Source organism: Photobacterium phosphoreum (assembly GCF_002954725.1).
GTDB classification, from domain to species: Bacteria; Pseudomonadota; Gammaproteobacteria; order Enterobacterales; family Vibrionaceae; genus Photobacterium; species Photobacterium phosphoreum.
Genome location: NZ_MSCQ01000001.1, coordinates 557,252 through 572,500 on the forward strand (window position 1 = coordinate 557,252; position 15,249 = coordinate 572,500).

Annotated in this window: 14 protein-coding genes; 10 read left to right on the forward strand and 4 right to left on the reverse strand. The window is 41.7% G+C overall.

What is annotated here, in order from left to right; all coding sequences use genetic code 11:
- Positions 1–42: 42 nt before the first annotated feature.
- The gene (locus BTO21_RS02410; RefSeq protein WP_045026813.1) at positions 43–828 is read right to left on the reverse strand and encodes a DUF1853 family protein; all 786 of its coding nucleotides are present in this window, start codon (positions 826–828) and stop codon (positions 43–45) included.
- A gap of 128 nt (positions 829–956) precedes the next feature.
- Here BTO21_RS02410 and BTO21_RS02415 point away from each other — a divergent pair, with 128 nt between their 5' ends.
- Positions 957–1,160, forward strand: coding sequence for a DUF2517 family protein (locus tag BTO21_RS02415; protein ID WP_045026811.1), 204 nt, complete (start codon positions 957–959; stop codon positions 1,158–1,160).
- A 185-nt stretch (positions 1,161–1,345) separates the two neighbouring features.
- Positions 1,346–2,104, forward strand: a complete 759-nt coding sequence (locus BTO21_RS02420) for a Nif3-like dinuclear metal center hexameric protein (protein WP_045026810.1) — start codon at positions 1,346–1,348, stop codon at positions 2,102–2,104.
- A gap of 108 nt (positions 2,105–2,212) precedes the next feature.
- Here the strand turns inward: BTO21_RS02420 and BTO21_RS02425 are convergent, their stop codons facing one another.
- The gene (locus BTO21_RS02425) at positions 2,213–3,502 is read right to left on the reverse strand and encodes a citrate synthase (protein ID WP_065192674.1); all 1,290 of its coding nucleotides are present in this window, start codon (positions 3,500–3,502) and stop codon (positions 2,213–2,215) included.
- Between the two features lie 385 nt (positions 3,503–3,887).
- Between BTO21_RS02425 and sdhC the strand changes: the two genes are divergently transcribed.
- From sdhC to sucD, 8 genes are all read left to right on the forward strand, one after another.
- The gene (gene sdhC / locus BTO21_RS02435; RefSeq protein ID WP_045026806.1) at positions 3,888–4,289 is read left to right on the forward strand and encodes a succinate dehydrogenase cytochrome b556 subunit; all 402 of its coding nucleotides are present in this window, start codon (positions 3,888–3,890) and stop codon (positions 4,287–4,289) included.
- A complete protein-coding gene (gene sdhD / locus BTO21_RS02440; protein ID WP_045026804.1) occupies positions 4,283–4,630 on the forward strand; it encodes a succinate dehydrogenase, hydrophobic membrane anchor protein in 348 nt (115 codons plus the stop codon). Before sdhC ends, sdhD begins: the two co-directional genes overlap by 7 nt.
- Positions 4,630–6,396 (forward strand): succinate dehydrogenase flavoprotein subunit, encoded by a 1,767-nt coding sequence (sdhA, locus tag BTO21_RS02445; protein WP_045026803.1) that lies wholly within the window; start codon positions 4,630–4,632, stop codon positions 6,394–6,396. Before sdhD ends, sdhA begins: the two co-directional genes overlap by 1 nt.
- A 15-nt stretch (positions 6,397–6,411) precedes the next feature.
- Entirely contained in the window at positions 6,412–7,125 is a 714-nt protein-coding gene (locus BTO21_RS02450; RefSeq protein ID WP_045026799.1) for a succinate dehydrogenase iron-sulfur subunit, read from the forward strand.
- A 108-nt stretch (positions 7,126–7,233) separates the two neighbouring features.
- Positions 7,234–10,065, forward strand: a complete 2,832-nt coding sequence (gene sucA, locus BTO21_RS02455) for a 2-oxoglutarate dehydrogenase E1 component (protein WP_105026678.1) — start codon at positions 7,234–7,236, stop codon at positions 10,063–10,065.
- Positions 10,066–10,091: 26 nt separating this feature from the next.
- A complete protein-coding gene (gene odhB / locus BTO21_RS02460; RefSeq protein ID WP_045026797.1) occupies positions 10,092–11,306 on the forward strand; it encodes a 2-oxoglutarate dehydrogenase complex dihydrolipoyllysine-residue succinyltransferase in 1,215 nt (404 codons plus the stop codon).
- A gap of 154 nt (positions 11,307–11,460) precedes the next feature.
- A complete protein-coding gene (gene sucC, locus BTO21_RS02465; protein ID WP_045026795.1) occupies positions 11,461–12,627 on the forward strand; it encodes an ADP-forming succinate--CoA ligase subunit beta in 1,167 nt (388 codons plus the stop codon).
- Complete coding sequence (gene sucD / locus BTO21_RS02470; protein WP_045026794.1) at positions 12,627–13,499, forward strand: succinate--CoA ligase subunit alpha; 873 nt, start codon at positions 12,627–12,629, stop codon at positions 13,497–13,499. Before sucC ends, sucD begins: the two co-directional genes overlap by 1 nt.
- 102 nt (positions 13,500–13,601) lie before the next feature.
- On the opposite strand, the gene znuB is transcribed toward sucD, so the two are convergent.
- Positions 13,602–14,387, reverse strand: a complete 786-nt coding sequence (znuB, locus tag BTO21_RS02475; RefSeq protein ID WP_045026793.1) for a zinc ABC transporter permease subunit ZnuB — start codon at positions 14,385–14,387, stop codon at positions 13,602–13,604.
- Entirely contained in the window at positions 14,387–15,151 is a 765-nt protein-coding gene (gene znuC / locus BTO21_RS02480) for a zinc ABC transporter ATP-binding protein ZnuC (RefSeq protein ID WP_045026791.1), read from the reverse strand. The genes znuB and znuC overlap by 1 nt, the downstream gene beginning before the upstream one ends.
- Positions 15,152–15,249: the final 98 nt, after the last annotated feature.

Sequence of the window (15,249 nt, forward strand, 5' to 3'; positions counted from 1 at the left end):
TAATTATATTCTTTCTAGTTGAAAGAATATTAGGGCGTTTTTTTATAGCTGTCGATTATGCTGCGGCCAATGATCCGGTACGATAAACCACACTTGATTATTACTGTCGAGTGCTTGAGTCGGTACCTTGATTTCTGCAATATTGAGGAAGGTTATTAGTTGAGAAAATAGCGGTGGTGCTATCCATTGGCGTTTTTCTAGCACTTTTAATTCTAATGCTGTTGCTTGTGAACAATAACACCAATGGCCTTTAAAACCTGTGGGGTTAATTGGCATATCTGAGCCAGATTGTGAATTCGGCCATGCATTAAATAAACGGCCCTGCATAATTAATCGACGCTGAGACGGGTAATGGTCATTTAAGTGTTTAAAGGCTGGGTGATCTGTGAGTTGGAGTTGATGATCGATCATACGGTTGATTTTTTTATCTAAATTATCATTGGCGTTAGGGCCAGGCCATTGATGCTGGAAGCTTAAATAAAACTTAATCGCGACTTCCCAATGTTCAATTTTATCACTGCGGTGATTATGGACTAAAAAATCAATTGCCCCGACAGTTTGCTGTTGCCATTGTAATTGAATTTCTTCGCCAATTAGGCTGTAATCTGGATGATGAATGATTAATTGTTGCCACAGCCATTGGTAATAAAACCCTAATCGTGTATTGCCATTATAAAGAATATCGGTCGGAATAATGGCATTTTTGGCAAACTGTTGCAGCCATTGATTACTCATAGCGTAATCACACGCAGTTACAATATTAGGCATTTTCAATAGCGTGTGAAAATCGGCGTTGGTTTGGTGAATAATTCCATTGGATTGTAACATATTGACACATCCTTCAAGGTAAACGTTTACTTTACTGTTTGTGACTAATCATTGACCGAGTTTCTGTAGTATTCTTTCATTTATTGGATTAAAGTACCAGTTAGGTTTTTTTGGGTCAGGAGTTAGCAATGTACACTCAGTTTTCGGTGGCGAGTATTATTTCTCGTCGTGCTTATGTCATTTTACTAGGATTAGTGTGTTTACCTGTGTTACTCCTGATGCCTATTAATAAACGTACACGCCTAACCAGTTATATGTACCGTTGTTGGTCACAGACAAGCACTAAACCATTATGGTTATCACGACTTGATCATGGCGCTTCGCGTCGCTAATAAACGTATTAAGTATGACAATATCTTGTTGAAAAAGCTGCTAAGAGCGGCTTTTTTTGTGTCTGAAAGTCGGTGATAGCGATGGGTGACTAATTTTGTTGATTGAGATTGTGACTAAAGGCTGATACTTTTTGAAGAGGGTGTTGTTGAATCAATAGCATGACGTTATTTACAAAGGATGAACAATGAATAATTTTAAATTAGAAGCTTTGTTAAATGATTTTCTATCACCACAGCTGATTAAAGATTATTGCCCTAATGGGCTACAGGTGGAAGGTAAGGCTGAAATAACCAAAGTTATTACTGGTGTTACTGCTTGCCAAGCATTGATTGATCGCGCAATTGCAGAACATGCTGATGCCATTTTAGTTCACCATGGTTTTTTCTGGAAAGGAGAGCCTGCTGAAATTCGAGGAATGAAATATCGTCGTATCAAAGCCTTGATTGAAAATGGTATTAATCTTTACGCATACCATCTCCCGCTTGATGTCCATGCAGAGGTCGGCAATAACGTTCAGTTAGCACAACGTCTTGGGTTAGATATCGTTGGCGGTTTAGAAATGGGTAATCCACGCTCGATTGCTATTTATGGTGAGTTAGATACACCATTAACCGGTGAAGAATTTGCCGCGCGGATTGCGATGGCATTACAGCGTGAACCATTACATATTGGCGATAATGCGCCGGCTTTAATCAAAAAAGTCGGTTGGTGCACGGGTGGTGGTCAAGATTATATTGAGCTTGCAGTACAGCAAGGTTGCGATGCGTTTATTTCGGGTGAAGTGTCCGAGCGAACAACACATATTGCGCGTGAATTAGGGATTCATTATTTTGCGGCTGGGCATCATGCGACAGAACGTTATGGTGTTAAAGCATTAGGTGAATGGCTAGCGAAAGAGCATGGTTTTGCGGTTGAATTTATAGATATTAATAATCCTGTATAACGAATGATTGTAATTTATTGATTGTATTAAAAAAGGTTGAGATCTAGTCTCAACCTTTTTATTTTTCGAACCCTCGAACCCTCGAACCCTCGAACCCTCGAACCTCAGTTACTCACGTTCGTGGAGTGGCTTAAACTCACGTTGTGAATAACCAGTATAGAGCTGACGTGGTCGACCAATTCGGTTAGTTGGATCACTGTGCATTTCGTTCCAATGTGCAATCCAGCCAATAACACGCGAGATCGCAAAAATAACCGTAAACATTGATACTGGAATACCAATAGCTTTAAGGATAATACCTGAATAGAAATCAACGTTCGGGTACAGTTTTTTGCTGACAAAGTATTCATCTGACAGCGCAATACGCTCAAGCTCCATGGCAACATCAAGCAATGGATCATCAATTTTAAGCTCTTCAAGTACTTCGTGGCAGGCTTCGCGCATCACGGTTGCACGTGGATCGTAGTTTTTGTATACCCGATGACCAAAACCCATTAAACGGAACGGATCATCTTTATCTTTGGCTCGTTCAATAAATTCTGGAATATTTTCCACGCTACCAATTTCTTCAAGCATTTTCAGACAGGCTTCATTAGCGCCGCCATGTGCCGGACCCCAAAGTGAAGCAATACCAGCCGCAATACAAGCAAATGGATTCGCACCAGAAGAGCCTGCTAAACGGACTGTTGAGGTCGATGCATTTTGCTCGTGATCAGCATGAAGGGTGAAGATTTTATCCATCGCGCGTGAAACGACAGGGCTGACTTCATATTCTTCACATGGCGTAGCAAACATCATGTGAAGGAAGTTTTCAGCATAATCAAGGTCATTACGCGGATAAATAAACGGTTGACCAGTAGTGTATTTGTGACACATCGCTGCCAAGGTTGGCATTTTTGATAATAGTCTAAAAGCGGTTATTTCACGGTGAAGATCATTATTGATATCTAATGAATCATGGTAGAACGCTGATAATGCACCGACAACACCACACATAATAGCCATAGGGTGAGCATCACGGCGGAAGCCATGGAAGAAACTGGCAATTTGTTCATGAACCATTGTATGGCGAGTAACGGTGGTGCGGAATTGTTCATACTCAGCACGGGTTGGCACTTCGCCATAAAGTAGTACGTAACACACTTCTAAGTAATCGGCATTGTTGGCTAATTGATCGATAGGAAAGCCACGATGTAACAGAATTCCTTTATCGCCATCAATGTAAGTGATTTGAGATTCACATGAGGCTGTCGCTAGAAAACCTGGATCAAATGTAAAAAAACCGTTCGCGCCTAGTTTTCGCACATCGATTACATCTTGGCCCTCTGAGCCCTCGATAATCGGCAGTTCGATAGGTGCTTTCCCTTCTATATGAAGAGTAGCTTTCTTATCTGCCATAACAATCTCCTTTGTTATTTGTAGAATCCTGAATCCGAAACGGATGTACATTTGTTGTACCGCGAGGTGAGCCAATTGTCAATTTTTGTATTCATCAATGTGCGCTTGTTAATAACTTTTCGCTATTTGTGTTTTTTTGTGAACTTTGTGTTTAATGTCATGTAACTGAGTTTGTTTTTGAATGTTACGCTAGGTATAGTGGATTTGACATTTGGTTATGATATAGCTGACATGTTGTTAATAAACTGCGTAAGGAATGCGGTTGAAAGACAAAGCGATTATATTGCTCAACACTTTGCTTTTAATGATAGCGTCGCATTTTTTAGCCGTTTCTTGATGGCTCACTATAAAAAATCAAATAGTTTAATAAAAATAAAATGCTTCAATGAAGCTGAGTGAGCAAAATGTGAAAGTAAAGAAGCCAAGACCAGTCAACCTCGACCTACAAACAATGCGCTTTCCTTTAACTGCGATAGCGTCAATCCTACATCGAGTTTCGGGCGTGATTACGTTCGTTGCGATCGCCATTTTATTATGGCTCTTAAACTTGTCATTGTCCTCCCCTGAAGGTTTTGCCACGGCTGCCAGTATTACTGATAGTGGGTTGGTAAAAGTTGTCTTGTGGGGAATATTAACCGCACTGTTTTATCATATTGTGCTCGGTGTACGTCATTTATTGATGGACATGGGCTATTTTGAAGAAATGGAAACGGGTCTTGCTAGTACAAAGGTAAGCTTTGTCATTGTGGCAATATTATCCGTATTTGCAGGAGTATTAGTATGGTAGCCAATGTATCTTCTGTTGGGCGTAACGGTGTGCATGATTTTATTTTAATTCGTGCAACGGCCATTATTCTAACGCTGTATACCCTTTATTTAGTGGGATTTATTGCTTTTAGCCCTGAAATAACGTTTGCCTCATGGCAAGCATTTTTTGGTCAACTTACTACTAAAGTCTTTACGCTGTTAGCCTTGGGATCCATTTTAATTCATGCGTGGATTGGTTTATGGCAAGTGCTTACTGATTACATTAAACCAGCAGCGTTAAGAGCTTGTTTTCAGTTTGTTATTGTCGCGATTCTATTTATTTACCTATTTTCAGGTTTCTTCATTGTGTGGGGTGTGTAGTGAGCATTGCTGTTCGTGAATTTGATGCCGTTGTTATCGGCGCTGGTGGTGCAGGAATGCGTGCTGCATTACAAATATCAGAACAAGGCTTAAAATGTGCCTTGTTATCAAAAGTATTTCCGACCCGATCTCATACGGTGTCTGCACAAGGAGGGATCACAGTTGCGTTAGGAAACTCTCACCCTGACAATTGGCAATGGCATATGTATGACACCGTTAAAGGTTCTGATTATATTGGTGATCAGAATGCGATTGAGTACATGTGTGAAAATGGACCTAAATCGGTGATTGAACTTGAAAAAATGGGCTTACCATTTTCACGGTTTGATGATGGTAGTATTTATCAACGTCCATTTGGCGGTCAATCAAAAGAGTTTGGTGGTGAGCAAGCAGCACGTACTGCTGCTGCGGCAGATCGTACAGGTCATGCTCTATTACATACGCTTTATCAGCAAAATATTAAGCATAAAACCACAATATTTTCTGAGTGGTATGCGCTTGATCTCGTTAAAAATTCAGATGGTGCTATTTTAGGCTGTACCGCTTTGTGCATGGAAACTGGCGAAGTCTGTTATTTCAAAGCTAAAGCGACAATTTTAGCAACGGGTGGTGCTGGACGTATTTATGCATCGACCACTAATGCCCATATTAATACGGGTGATGGTGTCGGTATGGCATTACGCGCAGGTGCCCCGATGCAAGACATGGAAATGTGGCAATTTCATCCTACAGGTATTGCTGGTGCCGGGGTATTGGTTACTGAAGGTTGCCGTGGGGAAGGGGGTTATTTACTTAACAAAGATGGCGAACGCTTTATGGAGCGTTATGCACCTAATGCTAAAGATTTAGCCGGACGTGATGTTGTTGCTCGCTCAATGATGGTTGAAATTCGTGAAGGTCGCGGTTGTGATGGTCCATGGGGGCCACATTTGAAGTTAAAACTCGATCACTTAGGTAAAGATGTACTTGAATCACGTTTACCAGGAATTTGTGAGCTTTCGCGCACGTTTGCTCATATCGATCCAGTGAAAGAGCCGATTCCAGTGATTCCAACCTGTCACTACATGATGGGCGGTGTACCTACTCAAGTTTCAGGTCAAGCATTAAAGCAAAATGCAGCAGGGGTAGATGAAGAAATTCCGGGCTTATTTGCTTGTGGTGAAATCGCCTCGGTATCAGTACATGGCGCGAATCGTTTAGGGGGAAATTCATTACTTGATTTAGTCGTCTTTGGACGCGCAACGGGATTGCATTTAGGCCAAACATTATTGGCGCAAGCCGAAGCTAAACCTGCGACAGATGCGGATATTGAAGCTTCTCTGGCACGTCTTAACCGCTGGAATAATACTCAAGAAGGTGAAGATCCGGTTCAAATTCGTAAAGACCTGCAAGCGTGTATGCAAAATAACTTCTCGGTATTTAGAGAAGGCGAAGCAATGGCTACGGGCTTGGAAGAGCTTAAAGCGATTCGTGAACGTTTAAAGCATGCACGACTAGATGATACTTCTACCGAGTTTAATACTCAGCGAATTGAGTGTTTAGAGTTAGACAATCTTATGGAAACGGCAATGGCAACAGCTGTTGCAGCCAATTACCGTACCGAGAGTCGTGGAGCGCATGCTCGATTTGATTTCCCTGAACGCGATGATACCAATTGGTTATGCCATTCGATTTATAATCCACAAACGGAAGCGATGACGAAACGTGATGTCAATATGGCACCGATTCATCGTGAAGCATTTCCACCTAAAGCGCGTGTTTATTAAGGGGAGACCACTACGATGAAACTGAATTTTTCAATTTACCGTTATAACCCTGATGTTGATGATGCTCCGCACATGAAAGACTATCAGCTTGATGTGCCTGATGGCACCGATATGATGGTGTTAGATGCGCTAATTTTGCTGAAAGAACAAGACGCGAGTTTGTCTTTCCGTCGTTCTTGCCGTGAAGGTGTGTGTGGCTCTGATGGTATTAACATGAACGGTAAAAATGGGTTAGCGTGTATTACGCCGCTATCAGCCTTAATGTCTGCCAGTTCGATTGTTATTCGTCCGTTACCGGGATTGCCGGTGATTCGTGATTTGATCATTGATATGGAACAGTTTTATAGTAACTACGCTAAAGTAAAACCATTTTTAATTGATGATGCCACCATTCCGCCTGCAAGAGAAAACCTGCAAGCACCAGAGGATCGTGCACAGTTAGATGGTTTATACGAATGTATTATGTGCGCCTGTTGTTCAACTGCGTGTCCATCATTTTGGTGGAATCCTGACAAGTTTATAGGTCCCGCAGGCTTACTTGCCGCTTATCGATGGTTAATTGATAGTCGTGACACGGCAACTGATCAGCGATTATCTGATTTAGATGATGCATTTAGTGTTTTCCGTTGTCATGGCATAATGAACTGTGTAAATGTTTGTCCTAAGGGATTAAATCCGACCAAAGCGATTGGACACATAAAATCTATGCTGCTTAAACGAGCAGTTTAAAAAATATCGATATGTTAGTGAGTCAATGTTATCTGCATGGCTCGCTAACCAGAATGCTCGGTACTAGACCGATGCCAATGGCGATAAATTAGTAGTTAAGGGATAATAATGCAGAATAGCGTTATGAAGACATGGCTTGAGTCTTCACATTTAGCTGGCGCCAACGCAACTTATATAGAAGATCTTTACGAGTTGTATCTTAGCGATCCAGAGTTAGTTGATACCCAATGGCGAGAGGTATTTGCCGATCTACCGATTGTGAATGACGTAGTTATTGAGCAACCCCATTCTCGTGTACGTGATTATTTTAGACGATTAGCAAAAGAAACTAATTATTTAAGTGCAGTAGTCAACGATCCCGATGTTGATGCGAAGCAGGTTAAAGTGTTGCAGCTTATTAATGCTTACCGTTTTCGTGGTCATCAAAACGCCAATCTTGATCCATTAGGATTATGGCAACGTGATCATGTTGCCGATCTCGATCCAGAGTTTCACTCGTTAACCGCCGATGATTTCAATGAAACATTTAATGTTGGCTCATTTGCGATTGGTCAAGAGACCATGAAACTCAGTCAAATATATGCTGCACTTAAAAAGACCTATTGTGGGTCAATTGGTGCTGAATATATGCATATTACTGATACTGAAGAAAAGCGTTGGATTCAGCAACGACTTGAATCAGTAATGGGAACGGGATCGTTTACTGCCGATGAACAATTGTGTTTCCTTGATGAATTAACTGCAGCTGAAGGCCTTGAGCGTTATTTAGGCGCAAAATTTCCAGGTGCAAAACGTTTCTCATTAGAAGGTGGCGATGCCATGATTCCAATGATGAAAGAGTTAATTCGTCATGCGGGTTCACAAGGTGTACGTGAAGTCGTCGTCGGCATGGCTCACCGTGGTCGCCTTAATATGTTGGTCAACGTATTAGGTAAAAAACCGCAAGATTTATTTGATGAATTTGCAGGTAAGCATGGTGAAAGCTGGGGCACCGGTGATGTGAAATATCATCAAGGTTTCTCTGCTGATTTTGCAACCCCTGGCGGTGATGTCCATTTAGCATTAGCCTTTAACCCATCACATCTTGAGATTGTGAATCCAGTGGTTGTTGGCTCAGTGCGCGCTCGACAAGATCGTTTAGGTGATGATACTGGTGATAAAGTATTGCCGATCACCATCCACGGTGACTCTGCTATTGCGGGTCAAGGTGTTGTTGCTGAAACCTTTAATATGTCACAAGCGCGTGGTTATAGTGTTGGCGGTACAGTGCGTATTGTTATCAATAACCAAGTGGGTTTCACCACCTCTAATCCACAAGATACTCGTTCAACAGAATACTGTACTGATATTGCCAAAATGGTGCAGGCGCCTATTTTCCACGTTAATGCCGATGATCCTGAAGCGGTTGCGTTTGTGACTCGACTTGCGTTTGATTACCGTCACGAATTTAAGCGTGATGTGGTGATTGATCTGGTGTGTTATCGCCGTCATGGTCATAACGAAGCCGATGAGCCCAATGCAACGCAGCCGTTGATGTATCAAAAAATCAAAAAGCATCCAACGCCACGTAAATTGTATGCTGATTATTTAACGGAGATTGGCGTATTTGGTTTAGATATTGCGACAGGTTTAGTCAATGAATACCGTGATGCATTAGATCGTGGTGAGTGTGTCGTTAAAGAATGGCGACCAATGAAACTGCACTCTGTCGATTGGGCGCCGTATTTAGGTCATGATTGGACTGTTGACTGGAAGAGTAAAGTTGATGAACAGCGCTTACAGGAATTAGGTACTCGTTTATGCCAATATCCAGCAAGCCATCAATTGCAGGGTCGTGTTCAAAAGATTTATAACGATCGTTTAGCCATGATTGCAGGCGAAAAAGCCTTTGATTGGGGGATGGCTGAAAACTTAGCGTATGCAACTTTGGTTGATGATGGCCATCGAATCCGTATTACTGGTCAAGATTCTGGTCGTGGTACGTTCTTCCATCGCCACGCTGTGTTACATAATCAAGAAGATGCCAGTACTTATATTCCGCTAACCCATATTCATAATGGTCAAGGGCCGTTTGAAGTGATTGACTCAGTATTATCTGAAGAAGCAGTGCTAGCGTTTGAATATGGTTATGCAACCGCCGAGCCAAGTGGACTAACCATTTGGGAAGCGCAATTTGGTGATTTTGCCAATGGTGCTCAAGTGGTTGTGGATCAGTTTATTAGTTCGGGTGAGCAGAAGTGGGGCCGTATGTGTGGTTTAACCATGCTGTTGCCTCATGGCTATGAAGGCCAAGGTCCTGAGCATTCATCGGCTCGTCTTGAACGTTATTTGCAATTATGTGCTGAACAAAATATGCAAGTAGTTGTACCTTCAACTCCGGCCCAAGTTTACCATATGATTCGTCGTCAAGTTGTGCGACCAATGCGTCGACCTTTGATTGTGATGTCGCCGAAGTCGTTGTTACGTCATCCGCTATGTACATCAACATTGGATGAATTAGCCAATGGTACTTTCTTAGCTGCGATTGGTGAGGTGGATGAATTGCCCGCTCAAGACGTACAGCGAGTAGTATTCTGTTCTGGTAAGGTATATTACGATTTATTAGAGCAGCGTCGTAAAAACGAACAAACGAATGTTGCAATTGTACGTATTGAACAGTTGTATCCTTTCCCCAAAGAAGATGTTGAAGCGGCTATCGCTGATTATCAACATGTGACTGATTTCGTTTGGTGTCAGGAAGAACCTCAAAATCAGGGGGCATGGTATTCTAGCCAGCATAACTTCTATTCTGCATTACCTACAGGATCGCATTTACGTTATGCCGGACGCCCAGCATCAGCATCACCTGCTGTAGGTTATATGTCAGTACATTTGAAACAACAAAAAGCGTTAGTTGAAGACGCATTAACCATTGAATCTCAAGACCATTCTAATAACTAGAACGAGAACAAAAGGACAATACCGATATGACAATCGAAATTCTGGTTCCTGACCTTCCGGAATCTGTTGCTGATGCAACTGTAGCCACATGGCATAAACAACCAGGTGATAGTGTTACTCGTGATGAAGTCTTGGTTGATATTGAAACTGATAAAGTTGTACTTGAAGTACCTGCACCTGAAGATGGTGTGTTAGAAGCTATCTTTGAAATCGAAGGGACAACGGTATTAACTAAGCAATTGATTGGTAAGATTAAAGTGAATGCCGTCGCTGGTGAACCAACATCTGATGTGCTTGCAGATTCTGAATCGTCACCGACTAAACGTAATACTGCTTCGTTAAATGAAGAAAATAGCGAAGCTTTGAGCCCTGCAGTGCGCCGTTTATTAAGTGAGCATGGTTTAGCTCCTGAGAAAGTGAAAGGTACTGGCGTTGGCGGTCGAATTACCCGTGAAGATGTTGATGGTTATTTGAAAAATATCGTTGAAGTCCCAGCGGTCACCAAAAGTGTAGCGGTTGAGATTGAGCTGCCGTTAGCGCACCGCAGCGAAAAACGGGTACCAATGACACGATTACGTAAACGTGTTGCTGAGCGTTTATTAGAAGCTAAAAACAGTACTGCGATGTTAACGACATTTAATGAAGTTAATATGAAGCCAATTATGGATCTGCGTAAACAATATAAAGATGTGTTTGAGCAGCGCCATGGTATTCGTCTTGGTTTTATGTCGTTCTATGTTAAAGCTGTTGTTGAAGCGCTCAAGCGTTATCCTGAAGTGAATGCATCTATTGATGGTGATGATATTGTTTATCATAACTTTTTTGATATCAGTATTGCTGTTTCAACTCCGCGCGGTTTAGTTACCCCAGTGTTACGAGATTGTGATAAGTTAAGTCTGGCTGAAATTGAAAAAGGCATTCGTGATTTAGCGATTAAAGGTCGAGATGGCAAGTTAACCGTTGATGATCTTATTGGTGGTAATTTTACTATCACTAACGGTGGTGTGTTTGGCTCGCTGATGTCGACGCCGATTATCAACCTGCCACAAGCTGCAATCTTAGGTATGCATAAGATTCAAGATCGTCCAATGGCGGTTAATGGCCAAGTTGAGATTTTGCCAATGATGTATCTGGCACTTTCTTATGATCATCGCTTAGTTGATGGCCGTGAGTCTGTGGGCTACTTAGTGACAATTAAAGAGCTACTTGAAGATCCAACACGTTTATTACTAGACGTATAAGAGCATCAAGAGTTAACCGAGTAAGTGCTCATTATTCGGTTAACTTTCTTCTCTGTAATGAGAAACAGTAAACACGCACAATGATGAAGAGGTATCAAAGAATACCTCAAATGGATTTAACGAGTCCCAAAGGGATAAAAACGGATAGAACATTATGAATTTGCACGAGTATCAAGCAAAACAACTATTCGCTGAGTATGGTTTACCTGTGCCTGAAGGCTATGCTTGTGATACCCCACAAGAAGCAACAGAAGCCGCAGGTAAAATTGGCGGTGAAAAATGGGTTGTAAAATGTCAGGTTCATGCTGGTGGCCGAGGAAAGGCTGGTGGTGTTGAATTACATGACAATAAAGAAGGTATTAAGCAATTTGCTCAACATTGGTTGGGTAAAAACTTAGTGACTTATCAGACTGATGCTGCAGGCCAACCAGTAACTAAAGTATTGGTAGAAGCCGCTTCTAATATTGCTAATGAATTATATCTTGGCGCGGTTGTTGATCGCAGTTCACAGCGTATTGTTTTCATGGCATCGACTGAAGGTGGGGTTGAAATTGAAAAAGTGGCTGAAGAAACGCCACATTTAATTCATAAAGCAGCAATCGATCCTTTAGTCGGACCCCAGCCTTATCAGGGGCGTGAATTAGCCTTTAAACTTGGCTTGCAAGGCGATCAAGTAAAGCAATTTACTAAGATATTCTTAGGGCTTGGCAACATGTTTGCTGAGTGTGATTTAGCATTGCTTGAAGTGAACCCATTAATTATTACCCAAGAAGGCACGTTAGTGTGTTTGGACGGTAAAATTAATATTGATGCTAATGCACTATATCGCCAACCTAAATTACGCCAAATGCACGATCCATCACAAGAAGATGAGCGCGAAGCTCATGCTGCACAATGGGAACTCAATTATGTTGCCCTTGATGGTAATATTGGCTGTATGGTCAATGGTGCAGGTTTAGCAATGGGCACTATGGATATTGTTAATCTTCATGGCGGTCAACCCGCAAACTTCCTTGATGTTGGTGGTGGTGCAACCAAAGAGCGTGTAACAGAAGCCTTCAAAATTATTCTTTCAGATAGCAATGTTAAAGCTGTTTTAGTGAATATTTTTGGTGGAATTGTTCGCTGTGATCTTATTGCTGAAGGCATTATTGGTGCTATTGCCGAAGTGGGCGTGAAAGTACCAGTGGTGGTTCGCCTTGAAGGTAATAATGCTGAAGTAGGTGCTGCAAAATTAGCGGATAGTGGTCTCAATATTATTGCAGCGACTTCGTTAACAGAAGCCGCTGAGAAAGTTGTTGCTGCCGCGGAGGGTAAATAATGTCAGTACTTATTAATAAAAATACTAAAGTGATTTGCCAAGGTTTTACCGGTGGTCAAGGTACATTCCATTCAGAGCAAGCACTTGCTTATGGTACTCAGTTAGTTGGTGGTGTTTCGCCAGGTAAAGGGGGAACTACGCACTTAGGATTACCTGTCTTTAATACCGTTCGAGATGCGGTTAAAGCAACGGGTGCAACTGCCACAGTAATTTATGTGCCAGCACCGTTTTGTAAAGACGCTATTTTAGAAGCTATCGATGCTGGTATTGAACTGATTGTAACGATTACTGAAGGCATTCCAACCTTAGATATGCTGGATGTTAAAGTACGTTTAGATGCCACTGGCGTACGTATGATTGGTCCTAACTGCCCCGGTGTTATTACACCAAATGAATGTAAAATTGGTATTATGCCTGGTCATATTCATAAAGCAGGTAAAGTGGGTATTGTCTCGCGTTCAGGCACATTGACGTATGAAGCAGTAAAACAAACCACCGATGAAGGCTTTGGTCAATCAACCTGTGTGGGTATCGGTGGTGATCCTATTCCTGGTTCAAACTTCATTGATATTCTTGAAATGTTTGAAAATGACCCAGCGACAGAAGCGATTGTAATGATTGGTGAAATCGGTGGTACCGCAGAAGAAGAAGCGGCTGCTTACATTAAAGATAATGTCACTAAACCGGTTGTGTCTTACATCGCAGGTGTGACAGCGCCTTCGGGTAAACGTATGGGTCACGCTGGTGCTATTATTTCTGGCGGTAAAGGCACAGCAGATGAAAAATTTGCAGCGCTAGAAGCGGCAGGAGTGAAAACCGTTCAAAGCTTAGCCGATATTGGTAAAGCATTACGCGAAGTGACTAACTGGTAATTAAATATCAGTATCTAATCATTGAAAGATAAGCATATAAAAACCCGCTATCATCAACTGACGCGGGTTTTTTATTGGTTTTTTTATTAGTAGTTAATGCCGTTAACGTTGAGTGGGTTTAAATTGGCTTAGCATAAATAACGCAGCCGCTGATACCACCACTGATGGACCTGCTGGCGTGTCATAATGCCATGACATTGCTAGTCCGAGTACGACTGAAATTGAACCAATAAGCGAAGCAATAACCGCCATAGATTCTGGACTACGAGCAAAACGACGTGCGGTTGCAGCTGGAATAATTAGCAATGAGGTAATGATTAACGCGCCCACAAATTTCATTGCAACAGCAATCACCATACCAACCATAAGCATTAATAATAACCGCATTAAATCGACATTAACGCCTTCAACCTGTGCCATTTCTTCGCTGATAGTCATTGATAATAATGGTCGCCATAAGTAGATCAGTAGTGCTAACACAATCGCGCCACCACCATAAATCCACATTAGGTCGTTAGTCGTCACGGCCAGTAAATCGCCAAATAAATATGCCATTAAATCAATACGAACATTATCTAAAAAACTCACCGCGACTAAGCCAAGAGATAATGCACTATGGGCTAAAATGCCAAGTAGAGTATCGGTTGCGACATAACGTTGTTTTTGTAAGGTCACCAAAAGAACGGCAAGTACGAGGCAACAAATCACTAATGCTAGGTTTAAGTTGATATTAAACAAAAAACCTAAGGCTATACCGAGTAATGATGCATGTGACAGCGTATCACCAAAATAGGCCATTTTACGCCAGACCACAAATGATCCCAAAGGACCTGCTAATAGGGCTATACCAATACCTGCAATTAACGCGGGAAGTAGAAACTCAATCATTATTTATTACTATCCTGATGATTATTACAGCATGTTGATGGCGTTACTGAGTCATCGTGTTGATGGTTATGTTGATGTTGGTATAACGCTAATTGTTCACTGGCTTGACGACCAAATAAGGCGATATATTTAGGGTGATTAGTGACACTAAAAGGGTTGCCTGAACAACAAATATGATGCTGTAAACAAATCACTTTATCTGTTTTTGCCATTACTAAGTGAAGGTCATGTGAGACCATTAATATGGCGCAGTTAAGCAAGTCACGTAATTGCTGAATTAATCGATAAAGTTCTAATTGCCCGGTAACATCAACCCCTTGAACGGGTTCATCTAAAACTAATAAATCAGGCTTTTGCAACAATGCACGAGCTAATAATACCCGTTGCATTTCACCACCAGATAAACGATGCATATCGCTTTCGATTAAATGCGCACCATTGACCATGGTTAATGCTTCGCGGCGTTGCTCAATAGAATAGCGTCCCGCTAACCGCATAAACCGATCGACAGAGAGCGGTAAAGTGTCATTAAGGTGTAATTTTTGTGGTACATAACCAATGCGAATTCCTTTTTGACGCACGACTTTGCCTAACGTTGGTTTTTGCAATCCAGTGATCACTTTAACAAGGGTTGATTTACCTGCGCCATTTGGACCAATGAGGGTGGTGATTTCACCACGATCCAGTTTGAGCGTAATATTATCTAAAACATTGCGGCCAGAGAAGGCGACGGTTAGTGATTGTAATTCTACTAATGTTGTCATAAAGCGTGCTTAAAATAAGAATTTGCCAAGATGTGATGTTATATTATAACATCACTATATTACTTGTGTTACTGTTAATACGCGCTGATTATAGTCAA